Source organism: Kastovskya adunca, assembly GCF_059505785.1.
The window spans coordinates 78,611-98,236 of sequence record NZ_JCACLG010000001.1; the positions used below are offsets into that span (position 1 = coordinate 78,611).

Annotated in this window: 19 protein-coding genes and 1 pseudogene; 13 read left to right on the plus strand and 7 right to left on the minus strand. The window is 47.5% G+C overall.

Annotation, left to right across the window (positions count from 1 at the left end; all coding sequences use genetic code 11):
- Nucleotides 1-160: 160 nt before the first annotated feature.
- The 7 genes and pseudogenes from dnaJ to AC5JR3_RS00385 all read left to right on the plus strand — a co-directional run bounded on the left by dnaJ (nt 161) and on the right by AC5JR3_RS00385 (nt 5,896).
- Nucleotides 161-1,282 (plus strand): molecular chaperone DnaJ, encoded by a 1,122-nt coding sequence (dnaJ, locus tag AC5JR3_RS00355; protein WP_495841893.1) that lies wholly within the window; start codon nt 161-163, stop codon nt 1,280-1,282.
- A complete protein-coding gene (locus AC5JR3_RS00360; RefSeq protein WP_495841895.1) occupies nt 1,279-1,548 on the plus strand; it encodes a sulfurtransferase TusA family protein in 270 nt (89 codons plus the stop codon). Before dnaJ ends, AC5JR3_RS00360 begins: the two co-directional genes overlap by 4 nt.
- Nucleotides 1,545-2,687, plus strand: coding sequence for a small ribosomal subunit biogenesis GTPase RsgA (gene rsgA, locus AC5JR3_RS00365; protein WP_495841897.1), 1,143 nt, complete (start codon nt 1,545-1,547; stop codon nt 2,685-2,687). Before AC5JR3_RS00360 ends, rsgA begins: the two co-directional genes overlap by 4 nt.
- Nucleotides 2,688-2,785: 98 nt before the next feature.
- On the plus strand, nt 2,786-2,932 hold the full coding sequence (locus AC5JR3_RS00370) for a hypothetical protein (RefSeq protein ID WP_495841899.1): 147 nt from the start codon (nt 2,786-2,788) through the stop codon (nt 2,930-2,932).
- A 125-nt stretch (nt 2,933-3,057) separates the two neighbouring features.
- Entirely contained in the window at nt 3,058-5,037 is a 1,980-nt protein-coding gene (locus AC5JR3_RS00375) for a P-loop NTPase fold protein (RefSeq protein ID WP_495841901.1), read from the plus strand.
- A 151-nt stretch (nt 5,038-5,188) separates the two neighbouring features.
- Nucleotides 5,189-5,383: pseudogene (locus AC5JR3_RS00380) on the plus strand (type I restriction enzyme endonuclease domain-containing protein); the annotation flags it as partial.
- 39 nt (nt 5,384-5,422) lie between these two features.
- Nucleotides 5,423-5,896, plus strand: a complete 474-nt coding sequence (locus AC5JR3_RS00385; RefSeq protein ID WP_495841903.1) for an MEKHLA domain-containing protein — start codon at nt 5,423-5,425, stop codon at nt 5,894-5,896.
- 12 nt (nt 5,897-5,908) lie between these two features.
- Here AC5JR3_RS00385 and AC5JR3_RS00390 read toward each other — a convergent pair whose 3' ends face one another.
- A complete protein-coding gene (locus AC5JR3_RS00390; protein ID WP_495841905.1) occupies nt 5,909-7,303 on the minus strand; it encodes a DUF3370 domain-containing protein in 1,395 nt (464 codons plus the stop codon).
- Nucleotides 7,304-7,571: 268 nt separating this feature from the next.
- Nucleotides 7,572-8,939, minus strand: a complete 1,368-nt coding sequence (locus AC5JR3_RS00395) for a DUF3370 domain-containing protein (RefSeq protein ID WP_495841907.1) — start codon at nt 8,937-8,939, stop codon at nt 7,572-7,574.
- A gap of 286 nt (nt 8,940-9,225) precedes the next feature.
- On the opposite strand from AC5JR3_RS00395, the gene AC5JR3_RS00400 reads away from it, so the two are divergent.
- On the plus strand, nt 9,226-10,950 hold the full coding sequence (locus tag AC5JR3_RS00400) for an ABC transporter ATP-binding protein (protein ID WP_495841968.1): 1,725 nt from the start codon (nt 9,226-9,228) through the stop codon (nt 10,948-10,950).
- Between the two features lie 168 nt (nt 10,951-11,118).
- On the opposite strand, the gene AC5JR3_RS00405 is transcribed toward AC5JR3_RS00400, so the two are convergent.
- On the minus strand, nt 11,119-11,493 hold the full coding sequence (locus AC5JR3_RS00405; protein WP_495841909.1) for a c-type cytochrome: 375 nt from the start codon (nt 11,491-11,493) through the stop codon (nt 11,119-11,121).
- Between the two features lie 285 nt (nt 11,494-11,778).
- On the opposite strand from AC5JR3_RS00405, the gene petG reads away from it, so the two are divergent.
- Nucleotides 11,779-11,892 (plus strand): cytochrome b6-f complex subunit V, encoded by a 114-nt coding sequence (petG, locus tag AC5JR3_RS00410; RefSeq protein ID WP_495841912.1) that lies wholly within the window; start codon nt 11,779-11,781, stop codon nt 11,890-11,892.
- 49 nt (nt 11,893-11,941) lie between these two features.
- On the opposite strand, the gene rsmD is transcribed toward petG, so the two are convergent.
- Nucleotides 11,942-12,514 (minus strand): 16S rRNA (guanine(966)-N(2))-methyltransferase RsmD, encoded by a 573-nt coding sequence (rsmD, locus tag AC5JR3_RS00415; RefSeq protein WP_495841914.1) that lies wholly within the window; start codon nt 12,512-12,514, stop codon nt 11,942-11,944.
- A gap of 14 nt (nt 12,515-12,528) precedes the next feature.
- Entirely contained in the window at nt 12,529-13,164 is a 636-nt protein-coding gene (gene hisH, locus AC5JR3_RS00420; protein ID WP_495841916.1) for an imidazole glycerol phosphate synthase subunit HisH, read from the minus strand.
- A gap of 398 nt (nt 13,165-13,562) precedes the next feature.
- Here hisH and AC5JR3_RS00425 point away from each other — a divergent pair, with 398 nt between their 5' ends.
- On the plus strand, nt 13,563-13,766 hold the full coding sequence (locus AC5JR3_RS00425; RefSeq protein WP_495841918.1) for a chlorophyll a/b-binding protein: 204 nt from the start codon (nt 13,563-13,565) through the stop codon (nt 13,764-13,766).
- A gap of 122 nt (nt 13,767-13,888) precedes the next feature.
- A complete protein-coding gene (locus AC5JR3_RS00430) occupies nt 13,889-15,982 on the plus strand; it encodes an acylase (protein ID WP_495841920.1) in 2,094 nt (697 codons plus the stop codon).
- A gap of 104 nt (nt 15,983-16,086) precedes the next feature.
- Here the strand turns inward: AC5JR3_RS00430 and AC5JR3_RS00435 are convergent, their stop codons facing one another.
- Together AC5JR3_RS00435 and gloB are read right to left on the minus strand one after the other, a co-directional pair.
- The gene (locus AC5JR3_RS00435) at nt 16,087-17,019 is read right to left on the minus strand and encodes a hypothetical protein (RefSeq protein WP_495841922.1); all 933 of its coding nucleotides are present in this window, start codon (nt 17,017-17,019) and stop codon (nt 16,087-16,089) included.
- Between the two features lie 40 nt (nt 17,020-17,059).
- Nucleotides 17,060-17,833: a hydroxyacylglutathione hydrolase gene (gloB, locus tag AC5JR3_RS00440; protein WP_495841924.1), complete on the minus strand. Its 774-nt coding sequence runs from the start codon at nt 17,831-17,833 to the stop codon at nt 17,060-17,062.
- Nucleotides 17,834-18,014: 181 nt separating this feature from the next.
- On the opposite strand from gloB, the gene AC5JR3_RS00445 reads away from it, so the two are divergent.
- Nucleotides 18,015-18,239 carry a hypothetical protein gene (locus AC5JR3_RS00445; protein ID WP_495841926.1) on the plus strand — a complete coding sequence of 75 codons (225 nt, stop codon included), beginning with the start codon at nt 18,015-18,017 and terminating at the stop codon, nt 18,237-18,239.
- Between the two features lie 140 nt (nt 18,240-18,379).
- Nucleotides 18,380-19,582: a glycosyltransferase family 4 protein gene (locus AC5JR3_RS00450; protein WP_495841928.1), complete on the plus strand. Its 1,203-nt coding sequence runs from the start codon at nt 18,380-18,382 to the stop codon at nt 19,580-19,582.
- The last annotated feature ends 44 nt before the right edge of the window (nt 19,583-19,626 follow it).

Consider the following 19,626-nt stretch of genomic DNA (forward strand, 5'->3'; position numbering starts at 1 on the left):
TAGGCATTGGAGGGAAGAAGTATAGTCACAAAAGCAATTTTTGGCTCTTCAACCCGCTTAACTGCTTGGAAATCTCCGTGATTTCTCCAATGCCTAATCGTTTCTGTTACCCTAGTCCCTAGCACCATTACTCTCAATCGTTAAAACAAACCAGCGCTCTATGGCCCGCGACTACTATGAAATTCTCGGTGTCTCACGTGATGCCGACAAAGAGGAACTGAAGCGCGCCTACCGTCGCCTCGCCCGGAAGTATCACCCGGATGTCAACAAGGAAGTAGGGGCGGAAGAGCAGTTCAAAGAAATTAACCGTGCCTACGAAGTTCTTTCCGAGCCAGAAACCAGGGATCGTTACGATCGCTTTGGAGAAGCCGGGATTAACGGTGCCGGGGCTGGTTTTGGTGGCATGGAAGATATGGGCTTTGCCGATATCTTTGAAAGCTTCTTCAGCGGCTTTGCAGGGGGCGCAGGTCAACAAACTCGCAGACGGAATGGCCCCGTTCGGGGGGATGACCTACGGCTTGACCTGAAGCTGGAATTTAAAGAAGCCGTATTCGGGGATGAAAAGGAAATTCGCATTCCCCACTTAGAAACCTGTAATGTTTGTAGTGGTATGGGAGCCAAGCCAGGCACCCGACCGCGTGCCTGCCCAACTTGTAGCGGTACAGGTCAGGTTCGTCGTGCCACCCGCACACCCTTTGGCAGCTTCACGCAAGTCTCTAGCTGTCCCACCTGTAATGGGGAAGGACAGGTGATTGAAGATAAGTGTGAAGCCTGTGGTGGTGCTGGTCGCAAGCAAGAAACTAAAAAGCTGAAAATCACTGTTCCTCCTGGTGTGGACAATGGTACCCGCCTGCGAGTTTCCAAAGAAGGAGATGCTGGTTTACGCAGCGGCCCGCCGGGAGATTTGTATGTTTACTTGTTTGTTGAGGAAAGCTCAGAATTTCAGCGGGATGGCATTAATATCCTGTCGGAAATTAAGATTAGCTACTTGCAAGCGATTTTAGGATGCCGTTTAGAAGTGAGTACGGTGGATGGCCCAGTCGAGTTACTGATTCCGCCAGGAACACAACCAAGTACCGTGCTGACTTTGGAAAATCATGGTGTTCCTCGGTTAGGAAATCCGGTCAGCCGTGGCGACCATTTGATTACGGTGTTGATTGATATTCCCACGCGAGTGACAACAGAAGAACGAGAACTGTTGGAGAAATTGGCAAAAATTAAAGGCGATCGCACTGGAAAAGGTGGTTTGGAAGGGTTCTTAGGAGGGCTGTTTCGCGGATGAGTATGCCCGCCGCAGCAACGCCCAACCAGACGCCTGATGCTCAGCTCGACTTGCGCGGGACGCCTTGCCCGATCAACTTTGTGCGGACAAAATTACGCCTAGAGCAAATGACGCCTGGAGCCTTGCTGGAAGTGTGGCTAGACCCCGGTGAACCGATTGAGCAGGTACCCGATAGTCTAGTAATGGAAGGCTACGCGATCGAGCAAATTGAAGACCGCAGGGAGTTTTTTGCCCTGCAAGTACGGCGTCCTGTAGCATCGGCATGAAGGCGGCACCAAGGTCTGAGCAGCGCTCTGACGTGGATGCACCACTGATGGGTACGGTGATCGCCGTGCAAGCAAACTTTTACCAGGTACAGTTGGACTCCTTGAGTGGGGTAAAAGAGGAAGGGGGCGATTTTGAGCCGAGTTCCACTGGACGACCGACGACTGACGACCAACCCCCGCGCCTCCTTTGTACTCGCCGCGCGCGTCTGAAAAAAATTGGTCAGCGGGTAATGGTGGGCGATCGCGTTGTGGTGGAAGAACCAGATTGGGCAGATGGGCGAGGCGCGATCGCTGATGTCCTGCCCCGAAAAACCCAGCTAGACCGTCCCCCTATCGCCAATGCCGATCAAATCCTGCTTGTTTTTGCCTTAGCAGAACCGCCTCTAGACCCCTATCAACTTACCCGCTTTCTCACGAAGGCAGAGTCTACCGGATTAGAGGTTTGTTTGTGTTTGAATAAGAGCGATTTGGTAGAGCCAGAGCAGCAAAATGCCTGGAGAAATCGCCTGAATGACTGGGGTTACGACCCTGTATTTATCAGTCTCTACACCCTCACGGGTTTAGATAAACTAAGCAATCAGCTTACTCAAAAAATTACCGTTCTCGCGGGACCTTCTGGTGTTGGTAAGTCAAGTTTAATTAACCAACTGATTCCCAATCTCAATATCCGAGTCGGCGAAGTGTCCGGTAAACTCAACCGAGGGCGTCATACTACCCGCCACGTTGAACTGTTTGATTTACCCCATGGGGGACTGCTGGCAGATACTCCTGGCTTTAATCAGCCAAACCTTGATGTTTCCCCAGAGGAAGTCGTCCAATGTTTTCCGGAAGCTAGGGCAAGATTAGCAGTCGATAGCTGTCAGTTTAGTGATTGCTCCCATCGAGATGAGCCGAACTGCGCGGTGCGGGGAGATTGGGAGCGCTATGAGTATTATCTAGATTTGTTGGACGAGGCGATCGCGTGGCAAGAAGCGCTGAACGACCAAGCCGATCCCGAATCGACTATGAAAGTAAAAACAAAAGGGAAAGGGCAAACCCAAAACGAACCCAAGTTAGAAAGCAAAAAATATCGTCGGCTTTCCCGTCGCTCTCAACAACAAGCGCTTCAGGAACTCTACCGGGAATCCGAAGACTTTTAGACGCTGCTGCTGACGGCGAAGTTAGAGGAGCAGTTTGCCCTAAGTGCCAAACTAGAAGCAGAGATTCGGGACAATCTCAAGGGGTTGGGGTACCGACTATGACAGTTGCAGTAGAGATTCGATGCTTAAGCGTGCAGGACTACCGCCGCATGGTGGAGGCTGGGATTCTGGCACCGGATGAGCGGGTGGAGTTAATTGAAGGACAGCTTTATCGGATGGTGGCGAAGGGTACGTTTCTTCAGTAAGTCCTACATTGGCTCCAAACTGAGCTTTCTCCACATCAGCACGACTCAGGTTGTTACGACTCAGATCGGCAAAAATAAGGTCGGCATCCTTCATCATGTAGTATGAAAAAAATTGAAAGCTAAAGATGACTCAAGACAACAAGCCACTCAATAGCCACATCGAAGAATACTTAGATTATTACTGTGGGTTATCTCATGCCCCTGAATTCGCCGTTTTACTCAAAGGGCAATGGGGAGCTGGAAAAACCTGGTTTATCAAGAAGTACCGCGAAAAGCTTAAAGTCAAGAATCAACGATGTTTGTATGTCAGCCTTTATGGAAAGACTAGCTTTTCTGAGATAGAAGAAGCGTTCTTTCAGCAATTACACCCTATACTGTCATCAAAGGGAATGGCAATAACAGGAAAAATTTTAAAGAGTTTTCTAAAAGGTACACTGAAAATTGATTTAACTAATGATGCAAAAGACGATGGAACATGGAGTGTCCAGATTCCAGATTTTGACCTTCCTGAGTATCTTAAAGATGCTGATAAAAGTATTTTAATATTTGATGACTTAGAGCGTTGTAAAATAGATATTGGTAATATTCTGGGATATATCAACTACTTTGTAGAACATAAAGGGTTAAAAGTAATTATTATCGCAAACGAAGAGGAATTGCTTAAAGTTGATAACTACAAAGCTATTAAAGAGAAGCTAATAGGCAAAACCTTTGGTGTATCTCTCGATTTGGAAGGTGCATTAAAAAATTTTATTACTGTGGTAAATAATTCAAGTGTTACAAAGTTTTTGATGGATAATCTTGAATTAATAGAAAATTTATATAGTAAAGCAAAATATGAAAATTTAAGAAATTTAAAACAGATTGTTTTAGATTTTGAGAGAATTTTTGAATCGTTACCAGATGAGGCAAGAAATAAACCGGAGCTTCTTCAAGATATCTTGAAATTTTTGATGATTTTTTCTATTGAAATTAAACGCGGAAAAATGCTTCCAAAAGATATTAGCACATTAGAAGAAGTATACAGGTTTGGGATTCAAAAGCAAGCTGAACGCAATGTAAAACACATGTTAAAGAATGAGTATAATCAACTATCCACTGTAACCACACAAGAAAATAGCCAAGAGGAAAATTCACTTCAAGAAGTCCTTGATAGGTATCGAAGTCTTAATCTCAATCTAGATAATTTTTTCCCAAGCAATTTATGGTGGCAAACATTTCTTGATAAAGGAATCTTAGATAAGCAAGAGCTAGACCAATCACTGTTAACCAGTAAATATTTTCAAGATGAAAATACTCCTAACTGGGTTAGGTTGTGGCATTTTTCTACCCTTAAAGACGATGAGTTTAATGATTTATTAAATAAAGTCGAATTAGAATATGCAAATAGAAAATTTGTTAACCTTGGAGAAATCAAGCATGTTTTAGGACTTTTCTTAATGTTTTCTGAGGTTGGTTTATATAATAAGAGCAAGGAAGAAATCCTAAATGATTCAAAGCTTTATATTGATGATTTGAAGGATAAGGATAAATTAGATGTAGATCTTAAAAATCAAGAAGATTATTTTGAGCGTCTAAATAATGGCTATCGCGGCTTAGGCTTTCAAAGAAAAGAATTTGCAGAATTTATAGAATTTATTTCTTATGTTACCGAAGTTATACAGTTAGTAATTATTAAAAAATTACCTTCTGCTGCTCAATATTTACTCTCCATTATGCAAAATGATGTATGGAAATTTTACCGAATGATTTGCATAAATAATTCGTCGAATTGGGATTCGGAAAATCAGAAATACTATAAGACTCCGATATTAAATTATATAAAGGAAGATGAATTTATAGAAAAATTCATAGGTATGGAAGTTGAAGAACGAAGAGTAGTTTATTGGGCATTAAAAGAACGCTATGAATATGATAGTAATAATATTAATTTAATTGAAGAACTGAGTTGGCTTAAATCTGTTTACAGTCTATTGCTAAATGAAGCTAATCAGAAGAAAGGAAAAGTTAGCGGCTATGTTTTAGAAAATGAGACTCAACATTATTTAGACGAAGTAATAAAAAAGCTTGAAGCAAAAAAGAACACAAGCATAAATAGCCAGTAAATATTTTGGACAATCCTTTAGGCGAAACATGGGCTTTTGGAGATAAAACTAAGCGGGGGCTGTCGAGCGCAAGACATGGTTGAACTCCCAAGAATCCAGGAAAGTCTCCAAAGCCGTCGCCTCAGAACAGGTAGTGGATTTGTTCGCGGCAGCACGCGAACTGGTGCAGGCAGTCCGCCGCAATGTAACAATCGACTGGACGGTAAAAGAGAGCGTCAGAGCAAAGCTGCGAACCTTAGTAAAGTGACTGTTACGGAAGTATGGCTACCCACCAGATAAACAGGAGAGAGCGACACTAACGGTGCTGCAACAGGCTGAGTTACTGTGCAAAGACTGGGCGGCGTGAGGGAGAATGAGTGCTAGCCGTTGAGTAAAAATGCGACTAATGAATCTCCAAGCACCTTGGCAGCAGGAAGCCGTGATTCAGCAAAGCCAGCGCCTCTGGTACAGCTTCCAACATTGGACGGGGCGTTCTCTGCTTGAGACTCAGGGAACGGCGGTAGAACTGGCGCAACAGATGTTTGAAGCGCCGTTTGTCTTGATTTCCCACGGTACAGAACCCGACCCAATTTTTAACTACGCTAATCGGCAGGCTTCGGCACTCTGGGAGCTTCCTTGGGAGCAGTTTACTCAGATGCCTTCGCGCCTAGCGGCTGAACCCCTTAGGCAAGAAGAACGCGATCGCCTCTTGGCGGAAACAGCCGCTAAAGGTTTTGTGAGTAATTTTTCCGCGATTCGCATCTCCAGCACAGGTAAACGTTTCCAGATTGAAAATGCGGTGATTTGGAATGTAGTCGATGAAAAAAACCAGCCCCATGGTCAAGCCGCAGCGTTCTGGAATTACAAATTCATCGACTGATTGAGAGCGAACCTAACTCAACGTCGTCACCGTCAAAACCTGCGGCGGTGTTGCATCGGGGGGGTAGAGAAAGTCTATCTTCACTAATCGTTGCTCATCGGGTTCGAGATTCAGCGTCACTAACGGATCTCCCCTTTGACCTCGCCGCTGCACCAAATGTACGTAACGCTTACTTTCCTGTCCGCGATCGTTTTTATAGGTAACTTGAACAGTTCCTCGGAAAAATATCGGCTCTTGAGCGGGGTTTTGGAGAAAATAGAGTTGGTTTTGCCGATCTTCTCGCTTCAAAGGAGTCTGGAGTGACACCGTTACCCTTTGCGTCTCGCGAGTGGCGTTATGGAGTGGCAAGCTCAAGCTGTAGTGAACCCCGTAGTTGCCGTGCGCTCGATAAGCAGTATCAGGGTAGCGCACCCGTAAGGCGGCACTCTGAACCTGACCCGTTCCCAAGGTAACTTCAGTAACTGTGCTGAGGGCGTAGGAAAAGGCTTGTCCCTGTTCGGGAATGGTGAGTTTCTTTTTCCCTGGGCGATCGACAATTTCGCTTTGCCACTGAGAACCTTGAGCGACCCCTGCAACCCGACCATAAATAATGTGACCGTCGGTTTCATCTGGGGGAGTAGGAGCGCGATCGCGGGGTTCGGCTAACTTTCCATTCTTCAACAACTGCTGCCACTCTGCTAGCAGCGGAGCGCGATAGGAAGGGGTTGTGGGGTTATCTTCCTTATTGAATGAGTCGAGCTGGGGAAACATCGCCAAACTCGCGACATGCACCTTTCCATTACTCCGCAAACGCATTAACGTCGAGCGAGCACTACTAATCGGTATGGGTACGTTGAGCAACATCTTACTCTCTCCCGGCGGAATGACGACTTGCGAGGGGAACCCTGTTTGACGTACGCCGCGCAGGATATCATTCATCACTCGCGAACCTGGCCCAGAATACACTTTGCCATCAGGATTTTCTACCAAGCTGGGTAAGTCAACAAACGGTGCATCGGGATGGGTGAGATAACTAACGACCTGCTGAACATTCACAGTTACCGGGCGTTTGCCGGGGTTATATACCACTATTCCCAGATATACCGGGCGTCCCTCTGGGGTGTTCGCTCTAGCAATATGATGGGCAAATATATCAAAACGTCCTGAGAGGGCAAAGTCTAGGTGAGCGCCAGGAACTGCTTTTCCGTCCGAGGGGAGTGTCGAAAGTAAGATGCCTTCTGTCTCAATTACTTCAGGGCTGTTGCTGTTAAATACAAATACGTCGTCCAATTCTCCTGGTAAAGCTCGTATCGGGTAGGGAACTATCACCACTTCTGGCGTTGCAGAAGGAGCTTGATTAGGTGGAGGTACAGGAATGGGAATCGGTGCGATTTGAGCAAGAGAAAAAATTGGCAACAATGACAGCATGAAGTATTACTACTGTTGTAGGAACGACAAGGCGAAGCAGACACAGTAAGCAAGGCGGATTATCCGTCCGCTCAAGGCTGTAACTATGTAGAAAAATTAAGTGTTTTGCTGACTTTTTATCCTACAGGTGTCTTGCACTTTCGAGAATCGCTATAGCGTTAACTAGAGAAAAATAGCTAATGTTGAAAACTCAAAGCGTCCCGCAAGCGCAACGGATAGGGGCGATCGCGTTCCTGTAGTGTTCTGGTTAGGTAGTATCTCCTGTGAGTTATTGCTCCAAAGTTTTAACGGTTAAAACCTGGGGTGGTGTGGCATCGGGAGGATAAAGCAAGTCCACCTGTACCAGTCGTCGATCGGAGGGTGGCATTCTTAGCTGGATTAAGGCTTCTCCCATCTGACCGCGTCGCTGTACCAAGTGGACAGTGCGCGTCTGGGGCAACCCAGCGTCATCCTTGTAGCGAACTTGCACGGAACCCCGGAAGAAAACTTGTCTGGGTAGCGGTTCAAAAAAGCGTAACCCCCCTTGGATTTGGTCTTCCTTAATTGGGGTTTGGAGGGCAAGGGTAACGGTTTGGGCGTTTGATGTGCGGTTGACTAGGGGTAACGTCAGGCTGTACTGCACTCCATAGTTACCGTGGGCAAAATAGGCGGTGTCGGGATAACGCACCAACATCGGCGCACTTTGCGCCTGATTTGTTCCCAGTCGCCCACCGGGAAGGGTGCTGATACCGTAGGAAAAGGCTTGTCCGGGCTGGGGAATGCTGAGGTAGGCAGTATTGGGCTGATCTACAAGCTGGGCTTGCCACTGGGAACCTTGGGCAACCCCCGCCACCCGACCGTAGATAATTCCACTGCTGGTTTGATCGGGAGGAGTGGGAGTGCGATCGCGCGCCCCTGCCAAGTCTCCTTTATCCAGTAATTCCCGCCATTCAGCTAAGGTTGGTGCCCGTTCTTCCCCGTTGCTATCTACAGGTGCAAACCGTGCTAAGGACGCCGCATAAACCGTACCATTGCTCCGCAGGCGCATTAATGTGGAGCGACCGTTAATCGGCGGTTCTAATGTCCGCACGGGGATGGGTAAGTTCAGCAACATGCGGCTTTGTCCCGGTGGAATCACCAACTGGGGGGGGAAGCCTGACTGACGACGCGATCGCAAAATATCGTTCATCACCCGCGAACCTGGCCCCGCATACACTCGCCCGAAACGATTTTCTACCTGTGAGGGCAACTCAATAAAGGGGGCATCCGGCTGACTAAGGTAACTTGCTGCCTGGAGAATGTCTACCGTCACGGGTTTAGTGCCCGGATTGTGCAGGACAATTCCTAAATACAGCGATCGCAAATCTTCCGGGGTGGCGGCTTTAGCTATATGGTGGGCAAACACATCAAAGCGTCCCTGGAAGGGAAAGTTTAAGTGGGCTGTTGGTGTCGCCTTCCCCTTGGGTGGAAATGTGGAGAGTAAAATACCTTCTGTCTGTACTAGTTCTGGACTATTGCTGTTGAAGACTGGAACCTTATCCAACTGCCCTGGTAAAGGTCGAACTTCTTGCGGTTGTAGGATGGGTTGGGGTTCCGGTGTCGGTGTGGGGATTGGGGTAGCTTGAGCGAGAAAGAGTACGGGCAAAAATGAGAACATGGGCAGAAAAATTGTCTTTTGTGATTCAAAGACAATAAGACATAATCAAGCGCGATCGCGTTCCTGCTGTTTTGGGAGCAGGATAGAGTAATTAACCGCACCAGGCGCAGAGTCAGCAGTGCCATGCCGCTATAGACGAATTATTGGCGTAAGTCCCGTTAATATTGCGCTTTGGTATCGGTGATGCTACAGACTGATGGCAGATTCAGCAAAATCCTCTGATGCCAGAAACAGCCCAAAAGCTGATAGCGTCAAAAAAGAAAAATCTAGTTCTGGACGCGATCGCTTGAAAACCCGCTCAACTTACTGGCAACTATTGCCTTACATCCGACCTTGGTGGAAAACCATCGCTCTGGCATTGAGTTGTACATTACTCTTTGTCGCCTGCTGGCCGATCCTCGCGTGGTTAGCGGGTCGTATTGCTGGCTTTGTGGGTGAAGGAAATGTCAGGGCGATCGCGCAACTTGTAGGCATCGCTGCACTAATTTTCCTGGTTCAGAAGATAGCCCAGTTCGGGCAAGATACCCTGATGGCAAAAGCTGCCTTATTTATTGCTCTCGATTTACGCAAAAGCATTTACGCTCACTTGCAGCAGTTGAGTTTGGGCTACTTTGAATCCGTTCAAACCGGGGATTTGTCTTATCGCCTCACTGAGGATGTTGACCGAGTTGGGGAAGTGGTGAACAAAATCTTTCAGCAGTTTATCCCCTGTATTTTGCAACTCGTCGCTGTCTTGAGTTATGTCATCTACCTCAACTGGCAGCTAACTCTAGCAATTTTGCTGATTGCGCCGCTCATGGGGGTGTTGATTGGTTGGTTTGGGGAACGAATGCGGAAATACTCTCGCCGCAGCCAAAATCAGGTGTCAGATTTGTCAGCATTGCTGATTGAAGTTTTCAGCGGTATTCGTTTAATCCAAGCCTTTGCAGCGGAAGATTATGCCTTAGCGAGATTTAGCCAAGAGGCAGAAAATAACCGCAGAGCAAAGTATGCGGCAGAACGGCTGAAGGCGATTCAGTTTCCGGTGGTGGGGTTTTTGGAAGCCTTGTGCATCCTGCTGGTGTTTTTACTCGGTGGCTGGCAAATTTCTCAAGGCAATCTCACAGGGAGTGAGTTTGTCAGCTACGGTGCCGGGGTGGCAATGTTGATCGATCCGATCTCCATTCTCACCAACAATTACAACGAGTTTAAGCAGGGAGAAGCCTCTGTAGACCGGATTTTTGAACTATTTGCCATTAAATCGACAGTAGTAGAAAAGCCTAATGCGATCGCTCTGCCGGATGTGACCGGAAAAGTTGAGTACCGTAACGTTAGCTTTGCCTATCATGCCGACAAACCTGTGCTGCAAAACCTGAACTTGCTGGCACTTCCTGGAGAAGCGATCGCCCTTGTGGGGACTTCCGGGGCAGGAAAAACGACTATTGCGAATCTACTGCCTCGCTTTTATGACACCCAGGCAGGGGAAATCCTCATTGATGGGGTCAACACTCGCGATGTCACCCTCCATAGCTTACGGCGTCAAATCGGCATCGTACCCCAAGAAACGACGCTGTTTTCCGGCACAATCGCTCAAAATATCGCCTTCGGAAAAGCGGAGTTTGATGTCAAAGATATCCAGGAAGCAGCAGAAATTGCCAACGCCCACCAATTTATCTCCCAATTTTCTCAGGGCTATCACACCTGGGTAGGAGAACGGGGAATCAACTTATCTGGGGGACAGCGACAGCGAATTGCGATCGCCCGTGCAGTTTTGTTCAACCCCAGAATCTTGATTCTGGATGAAGCCACCTCAGCCTTGGACTCAGAATCCGAAGCCTTAGTTCAGGAAGCCCTAGAACGAATCATGCGCGATCGCACTGTGTTTATCATCGCCCACCGCCTCGCCACCGTACGCCGCGCTGACCGTATCCTGGTTGTCGAACAAGGACAAATTGTCGAATCCGGCACCCATGAGGAACTGTTAGAAAAAAGCGGACGCTACGCCCGCTTCTATGCCCAGCAGTTTAGTTAGGGATGGCATGAAGGTCGAAGGCGATTAGCGAAGCCGAGCCGCCCTTGTTCCCTCATACTTCATACTTCATCCCCATCCCCAACTCACCGACTCAGAACTCAGGACTCAGAACTCAGAACTCAGGACTCAGAACTCAGGACTCAGAACTCAGGACTCAGGACTCCGCCCCTAAAGTTTCTCTAAGTAACTCAGCAGGTCAGCCATTTCCTGAGGACTGGGCTGGAATTTTGGCATGGGTGGGGTTTGACCGCTGATCACTTGCTGAATCAGTCCGACTTCTGACTTGTGTTTCGAGACATTTTGCAGGCTAGGCCCAACTCGACCATCAGCTTGTATGCCATGACAGCCAGCGCAATTGATCTGGAAAATTGCCTTGCCTCGAATTGAATCGCCCCTCAGGGATAAAACATCGTGAATATAAGGCTCTGATACGCGAACTAGATGGATACCGATAGTACTTGCGAGGACGACAAGGAGCAGCGCTATCGCCATCACAATAATCCGCCGTATCAGGCTTTCTGGTGTTGCCAGCTGGTTATCCAAAGCTTTCTCATTAAATTGATATTGACAAAACAGTTTTCACTTTAGACATTTAACGCTGACATAAGCGATCGCGTTGAAATCACTCAAGTATGTCGGTCTATCTCTAAGTGTATCGATTAATAAACACAGCTTAAAATTTATAGACAATGCAGGCAAGGGTTGTTTCAGCCATTTTTTGCAGATTGATGATTGCTAGCTGCACCATTTTGCTGAGTCGGAAGCGTTTCGTCGCTGTAGCTAGTAGGATGAGAAACAGGCAAAAACTTCAATTTAAGGAGAACTGACGTGGTCGAACCACTGCTTTCGGGCATTGTGCTTGGCTTAATCTTTGTTACCCTCGCTGGGTTGTTCGTCGCGGCTTACCTGCAATACAAGCGTGGTGACCAGCTAGGTCTGTAGTCAAACCTAGGGGCGAGAGTGCAGGGGTGAGAAGGCGGGGCGATTAGACCTACTCGTGCCCAGTCTTGTAACTTTTCGTATCTCGCTCCTCATACTGATAAAAGGTGACGGCTGTATTGCCGTAGACCTTTTGGCGGCAAATTTCCAAACCTGGAATCGGCTTGATTGCCCAACTATTGGGGTTATGCTCAACAGCGAGTTCGCCGTTTTCCGCTAATAGTTGATGAAGGGCGATCGCGTCTAATACAGGTTGATACAAACCGCTGGCGTAGGGCGGATCGAAGTAAATCCGGTCGAAGCGATCGCCTTTGAGTTTCTTCAACTGCTGCACCACATCTCCCCGCACAATCTTAAAGTCTTGCTCAGGCTGAACCACCTGCTGCCAGTTTTGCTGGATAACTACACAGGCTTTTGCCCATTGCTCTATACCCACGACATAGCTAGCGCCCCGACAGAGCGCTTCTGCCCCCATTGAACCCGTTCCCGCACACAAGTCCAACCATCGGCAACCCTCAATACTTCCCTGCCAGATGTTAAAGATTGCCTCCCGCACCCGCGCTGCGGTTGGTCGCGTTGCTTGTCCTGGTAAAGTTTTTAATTGACGATTACCGTAAATTCTCATTTTCGAGCTGAATGTTACGCCGGAACCTTCTCCCGCACCTGAGCAACGAAGTTAGAGAGAATCTGTAACCCGGCTATGGAAGACTTTTCCGGGTGGAACTGAACTGCCATCAAATTGTCGCGAGCGATCGCGGCTGTTATCCTTTGACTACCATGGGTAATCGTCGCTGCCCGAATTTCTGGATTGGCAGGGTCAACATAGTAAGAGTGGACGAAGTACGCCCAAGGCTGCTCAGGTAAATTTTGCCACAAGGGAAGGTGGGGTTGAGTTAAATCCAGTTGGTTCCAACCCATGTGAGGAATAGTGATTCCCGGTTCGTGGCGAAACCGTCGCACCATACCCGGAACAATACCCAAGCCCGGTTCTTTACCTTCTTCGCTACCCTCGAAGAGAACTTGCAATCCTACACAGATGCCCAAACATGGTTTGCCGCTTTCTATCGCGTACTTGATAGGGGCGACTAAATCACGCGATCGCAAACGTTGCACTGCCGGATCAAACGCACCAACTCCCGGCAACACTACCGCATCTGCCTGTTCAATTTCCGCCGAGGAATCAGTAATTTTCGTCGTCGCCCCCGCTTTCTCTAACCCTTTGCAGACAGAGTGCAGGTTCCCCATGTCGTAGTCAATAACGGTAATTACTGGCATTGAGCTAATCCCCTTTGCATCTGTTAGCGAAACTGTCTTTATTGTAAAGTGCTGCCATCCCTCCCCTATGACAAGAAAAATCCTCCTGACATCTTTTTAAACCGGACTACCTCACCAACTATCAAACTCTTCTAATGATTTGTGAGCAGAAATTGCCCAGTGCAACGGCGACAGAGCTTTACCAGCCGCTATCTACGTCGAAAAAATACCTAGGATGCAGCACTAACAAGCTATTGAGAGCATATCTGTGCTGAGAATTTATCTCCTCTCCCTGGGTAGAGTTTTAGTCGGCTGAGAATTTTTCTTTCCATGTCTAAAGGATGACGGCGCATCTAGCAAGTATTGTTTACATTAATTAACAAGAAACTTGAAATACTTTTTTCACTGGAGATTAACCCATGACTAACCCACAGAATACACAAACCCCTTACGACGATCAGTTTCAACGCAAGTACGGCGAGTTTGGCACCAAGTTTGAATTTGGTTCCAACCCCAGCGCTGAACTGTGGAACGGTCGTCTGGCAATGCTTGGCTTCCTGGCTGCACTAATCGTTGAGTTGTCAACAGGTCAAAGCTTCGTACACTTCCTCGGCTTGATGTAAGCCTGATGGGTCGTGCATTAACACCTAGTTCGTTAAGAGAAATTATTAATTAAATGGGAACTCACAACCAAGAGTTCCCATTTTTTTTGTTAGAAATTGAGGGTTAAGTCGTTGTATGAACTATGCGCTTTGCCCGTTCTCAGCCGCGATCGCTCTGGTTGTTTGGATTGCTGCTGTGCTTCCTTCTCACGCTTCTAGTAGCAGTTCGTAATCCCGCTTCCGGTTTAGGGCAAACAGAAATTCTCTGGGACAGTTGGGGAGTACCACACGTCTATGGGAGAGATGCGGAGGGGCTGTTCCGTGCCTTTGGCTGGGCGCAGATGCAGAGTCACGGGAATTTGATTTTGCGCCTTTATGGGCAAGCCAGAGGAGAAGCGGCGGAATACTGGGGTGAAAAGTATTTACCGTCTGACCAATATGTCAGGACAATGGGCATCCCCTCACGGGCTAAGGAGTGGTATCAGGCACAAAAGCCGGAAATGCGGCGTTATTTGGATGCGTTTGCCGCAGGTATCAATGCTTATGCCCAAGAACACCCAGACAAAATTGCCGATGAAGTTGAGCAGGTATTACCCGTTAATGGGGCGGATGTGCTGGCGCATGTGCAGCGAGTCATTCACTTCAACTTTGTGGTGAATCCAGAAAGTGTGGCGAGTCTGAGGCGTAGTGGAGCCAACGTCGGTTCTAATGCTTGGGCGATCGCGCCAACTCATTCCAAGAGTGGTAACGCGATGTTACTGGCTAACCCGCATTTACCCTGGTTTGACTTGTATCTTTGGTACGAAGCCCAACTAACAGCACCCGGTATTGATGCTTATGGTGCGGCTTTGGTAGGAATGCCAATGTTAGCGATCGCTTTTAACGACCACCTGGGCTGGGCGCTGACGGTTAATACCCATGATGGCTGGGATGCTTACCAACTCAACCTAGCCGAAGATGGTTACAGGTTTGATGGCACCGTTCGACCGTTTGAAATAGAAAACCAGGTTATTAAAGTAAAGCAAGCAAACGGCACGCTGCGGGAAGAACCGTTCGTTGTCAGACGTTCTATTCACGGTTCAGTGGTGGAGCAAAGAGAGAATAATGCGATCGCGCTGTCGGTTGTCGGATTAGAGCAACCCGATATCTTAGAACAGTTTTGGGAAATGGCAGGCTCAAGCAACTTGAGCGAGTTTGAAGCCGCACTAAAATCCTTGCAATTGCCGATGTTTAATATTCTCTACGGCGACAAAGATGGGCATATTCTGTATCTATTTAACGCTCTAGTTCCCCTCCACTCCCAAGGCGATTGGCGTTACTGGCAAGGGATTGTCCCCGGAGACACCTCCGCCACCCTAGGGAGGCAAACCCATCCCTACCAAGACTTACCGCGCATTCTTGACCCTGCCAGCGGCTGGTTACAGAATGCCAACGACCCCCCTTGGACAGCCACCTTCCCTCCAGCCCTCAATCCTGAAGATTTTCCCGCCTACCTAGCTCCCCGTTTCATGAACCTGCGATCGCAGCGTTCCGTCCGGATGCTCCAAGAAAAGGAAAAGTTGAGCTTTGAGGACGTAGTTGCCGATAAGTTCTCTTCCCGAATGGAACTGGCAGACCGGATCTTAGATGAACTAATTGCCGCCGCACGGGAACGGGGGAACGAGTCAGGACGGGAAGCCGCCGAAGTTTTAGCCGCCTGGGATCGGCAAGGGGCACCAGAGAGCAAAGGAGCTGTTCTCTTTACACTATGGGCAACGATGATGCCTTCTTCTGGTCTTTTTGCCACCCCTTGGAATGAGAACTTCCCCCTAACAACCCCGCAAGGTTTAGCCAATCCCACAGAAGCCGTGAGGGTACTAGAAACCGTCGCTGCCAGTGTTAAGTTACTTTACGGATCTTTGGATGTGCCTTGGGGCGAAGTTGCACGGCTGCGCTACGGGAATGTGGATCTACCTGCTAGCGGTGCTCCTGGACGAGTGGGGAGCTTTCGAGTGATTGACTTGCTCCCAAAAGCAGGCGGAGGCTTTCAGCAAGTGGCGGGCGACACCTATATCGCCGCGATTGAGTTTTCTAATCCCATCAAAGCCAAAGTACTGATGACCTACGGTAATGCCACGCAACCCGATTCTCCCCACATTGGCGACCAATTGCCGCTGTATATTCGGAATGAGTTAAGAAATGTTTGGCGATCGCGTCCAGACATAGAAGCCCATCTAGAGTCGCGTCAGGTTTTTTAAGTCCTGTAACCTCTTACCCCTCATACTTCATACTTCATACTTCATACTTCATACTTCATACTTCATACTTCATACTTCATACTTCATACTTCATACTTCATACTTCATACTTCAGTTGCGGCTAAGAGGCGATCGCTCAAATACCAGCGATCAGAATGCGGCTTAATCCATTGCTGTTTTCCTTGGCTATACTGTCGCTGGGAATGCAGCACCTCTCGAATTCGTTGTTTTTCCTTTGAGTTGAGATCGGGTAGCATTTTTTCTAAAGCCTGAAGTGCATGATATTGCTCAAAGGCAGATTGAGGTTGAGCGACCAACTTCAGTACCTCCTCAAAATGACCCACATCAGCAGCAGCAGATTCCAGGAACGAAAGCCCGACTAAGCGCTGACCTTGATGATTAGACCGGAGATGGGTTTTTACTTCTTCTACAGAAAGCTGGGCTTTGGGAGTCAGCGTCCGCATAATGCCTGCGATCGCCTCTATCAAAAAGTTACGCCGCGCTCCTGAGGGAGACTCTCGTAGTTCCTGGTAACGGTTCGCCATATGACTGAGTTCGCGTCGCACTTGCTCCGTTGAGAGGGGCAGAATGTACTCTTCATTGAGTTTTTGGCGGACTTGATGCAGTTCATCTGGTGTCGGCGTGCGTTCCTCAGCTCTTTCTAGAACAACCTTCAAGGCTCCTAGCGCCTCATCTTTCGTTTCCGAGTCCAACAGATGCAGCAGTTGCTCAATTCCAGGGCTGGTGAATTCTCCAGCAGGCGTTCTAATCATTCCTCCTACTAAAGCAAAGACTTGCAAAAGCGCTGGGAGCCAAACTAGAGCGAGAAACAACAACGTTGTATTCGTCACCCGAAAGCTAAAGGAAAAGCCTGTTTCCTGCGTCCAAGTCACTTCAAACAAGCTCAAGAACGCAAATAACCCACTCACAACCAGCCACTTACGCGGCACTTGCAGGATTGTCCGCAACAGCCAGGTGAGGGTTGTCCGGGGAATAGGAGGGCGCGATCGGGGGTTGGGGATGGGAGGGTTGGTCATCTTTTGGTGATGTAGGCGATCGCTCACCTCAAACTATCGCTTAAAATTGGTCTTTCATCCCCCGCAGCCGTCCAAAAGTCTGCACCGGGTCTTTACTTTTCACCGCCGCCTGTAGTTCTGGAACATCCCAGCGTAAAAAGGGATTCACTCGCTTCTCAATGCCCAAATGCGAAGGAATAGTGGCTTCCAAGCGACGACGTGCTTCTTTGACTTCCGTAAACCGCCGTTGCAAATCCGGATTATCCCCATCCACGGTTAAGGCAAATTGTAAATTTTTCTGGGTGTACTCATGTCCACACCATACCCGCGTGTCATCGGGTAACTCCCGCAGCTTACTCAAAGAGTCCACCATCTGCGAGGGCGTACCTTCAAACAACCTGCCACAACCCCCAGCAAATAACGTGTCCCCACAAAACAACTCCCCCGACTCGCCCTCTGTGGCGGGAGGAAAGTAGTAGGCAATATGACCGCTGGTATGTCCAGGAACAAAGAAAACTTCTCCGGTTCTCCCAGCAAACTCAACGCGCGAGCCTTCTTCTAAAAAGACCTGTTGTCCATCAATCCTGCCTCGATCTGCCGCACCACCATAAACACCCACGCCAGGATAAGATTGCATCAACTCCTTGTTGCCGCCGATATGATCCATATGGTGGTGGGTATTAAAGATTGCCACCAATTTTGCCCCCAACGCTTCCAAACGCCGCAATACTGGCGCAGCTTCCGCTGGATCGACAACAGCGGCAATATTCTGATCCGGGTCATGCAGCACAAAAATGTAGTTATCAGAAAGTGCTGGCAGCAGACTCACCTGCATTTGTTAATTCCTCCTTAATTAGGTCATCGACAAATGATTTAAACCCGTACCAAAATAAAATCAGCAGGGTTACTCTATTCTTAGCACTGATGTACCTTGGCAGCTTTGACGAGACGGCGTCGAGTACGCACAAGCAACATCAGTAAAGAACTTCTCAGGTAACCAGGGAGCAAAAACCTTCTTGAATGAGCAACAGTCTGGGGCAGAAACTATTTCCACTCAATCTCACCTCGCCCTTAAACAGATGGTCGAGCGAATTCTCAGTACTGGTCGATTAAGCCGTCAAGAGCATCTTCAGCTAGTGAATGCCTTTCTTTCTGGCTACAAACTTACAGAAGAAGAACGCTACTTGATTAATCAGGTTTTTGACGAACGGCAAATGGAAAGGCTAAAGTTTGTTAGCTAGTCACTGTAGTCGGCAATCAATTAGTCTGTTAGTCCACAACAAGTTAAAAAATATCCTGATTCGCACATGGGACAAAATACGTCAACCTTAATTTAACTTGACTGCTTAAAGTTCCTGAACTGAACCTGGATGGTGTAAATTTGGCTCAATCTAATCAAAAACCAAAAATTTCCTTAGTTGTTAGTGACTTATCTAGTAGTGGTTCTGGCCGATGGGGAGTAGGTGCAGACCGTCCCTTTTTACTGTATCAAGCTCTAAAAAAGCTTAATTATGACGTAGAGATTATTGGCTTTGTCCCTCATGAGAGTTCAGAGGAAATTCCAGATTCTGAGATCCCAACAATTTCTATAAATGGCTACAAATATCCTAAATTTTTTACTTCTATCAACACTATTCTAAAAAATATTAGTGGAGATATTATTTATGCGTACAAACTGAAGCCAAGCAGCTTTGGAATTGCATTAATTAAGAAATTTAAAAGTCGCTGCCCCGTTATTTTAGACATAGATGATTGGGAATTAAGTTGGCACGGCGGGGAGCAATGGCAATATCGACCGACTTTGAAGCAATTGGCTAGAGACATCTTGAAGCCAGATGGAGCTTTAAGAAATCCGGATCATTCTCTGTATTTGAAGTGGATTGAAGGGTTAGTTTCTTATGCCGACACAGTTACTACCCACAATAGTTTTTTGCAAAAACGTTTTGGAGGAGTCTCATTACCCAACGGCAAAGATATATCATTATTCGATCCGGATCGCTACGACCCTGAGGAAAGTCGAGCTAAGTACGGTTTATCAGGCTATCGAATTTTGATGTTTCCTGGTGCCCCACGTCCCTATAAAGGGCTAGAAGATGTGCTGATGGCATTAGACCATCTTAATCAACCAGATTTAAGACTGGTTATTGTAGGAGGAAGCCCCTACGATGACTACGACAATCAATTAATTCAGCAGTGGGAAAAATGGATCGTTAAACTGCCAAAATTTCCAGTTTCTATGATGCCTGAAGTTGTTGCAGCAGCTCACATTATCGTTGTTCCTCAACGAGATCATCCAGCCACACAGGCGCAGTTCCCTCTAAAACTAACTGACGGTATGGCAATGGCGAAGCCAATTATTTCTACCTTTGTGGGTGATATTCCAGAAATTCTCGGAGATACTGGATATCTTGTTGAGCCAAGTTCTCCAGAACAAATTGCCGCAAAAATTGAATGGATATTTCAGCATTTAGAGGCAGCAAATGCTCAGGGGATGAAAGCACGAACACGTTGCATGCAATACTACAGCATTGATTCAATGGCGGATATTCTCTCCAGCGTTATTGCAGACTTGAAGGTCAGTTAGTAAGTTTTTAGGACAATTATTTGATTTCATCGCAAGGAATACGG

What these genes read in the sequence shown, in the direction of transcription:
- hisH (WP_495841916.1), bottom strand. Translation starts at nt 13,164, where the DNA reads ATGCCAGTAATTACCGTTATTGACTACGACATGGGGAACCTGCACTCT.
- AC5JR3_RS00430 (WP_495841920.1), top strand. Translation starts at nt 13,889, where the DNA reads ATGCGCTTTGCCCGTTCTCAGCCGCGATCGCTCTGGTTGTTTGGATTG.
- rsgA (WP_495841897.1), top strand. Translation starts at nt 1,545, where the DNA reads ATGAAGGCGGCACCAAGGTCTGAGCAGCGCTCTGACGTGGATGCACCA.
- dnaJ (WP_495841893.1), top strand. Translation starts at nt 161, where the DNA reads ATGGCCCGCGACTACTATGAAATTCTCGGTGTCTCACGTGATGCCGAC.
- AC5JR3_RS00385 (WP_495841903.1), top strand. Translation starts at nt 5,423, where the DNA reads ATGAATCTCCAAGCACCTTGGCAGCAGGAAGCCGTGATTCAGCAAAGC.
- AC5JR3_RS00390 (WP_495841905.1), bottom strand. Translation starts at nt 7,303, where the DNA reads ATGCTGTCATTGTTGCCAATTTTTTCTCTTGCTCAAATCGCACCGATT.
- AC5JR3_RS00425 (WP_495841918.1), top strand. Translation starts at nt 13,563, where the DNA reads ATGACTAACCCACAGAATACACAAACCCCTTACGACGATCAGTTTCAA.
- AC5JR3_RS00370 (WP_495841899.1), top strand. Translation starts at nt 2,786, where the DNA reads ATGACAGTTGCAGTAGAGATTCGATGCTTAAGCGTGCAGGACTACCGC.
- rsmD (WP_495841914.1), bottom strand. Translation starts at nt 12,514, where the DNA reads ATGAGAATTTACGGTAATCGTCAATTAAAAACTTTACCAGGACAAGCA.
- AC5JR3_RS00360 (WP_495841895.1), top strand. Translation starts at nt 1,279, where the DNA reads ATGAGTATGCCCGCCGCAGCAACGCCCAACCAGACGCCTGATGCTCAG.
- AC5JR3_RS00435 (WP_495841922.1), bottom strand. Translation starts at nt 17,019, where the DNA reads ATGACCAACCCTCCCATCCCCAACCCCCGATCGCGCCCTCCTATTCCC.
- AC5JR3_RS00395 (WP_495841907.1), bottom strand. Translation starts at nt 8,939, where the DNA reads ATGTTCTCATTTTTGCCCGTACTCTTTCTCGCTCAAGCTACCCCAATC.
- AC5JR3_RS00375 (WP_495841901.1), top strand. Translation starts at nt 3,058, where the DNA reads ATGACTCAAGACAACAAGCCACTCAATAGCCACATCGAAGAATACTTA.
- gloB (WP_495841924.1), bottom strand. Translation starts at nt 17,833, where the DNA reads ATGCAGGTGAGTCTGCTGCCAGCACTTTCTGATAACTACATTTTTGTG.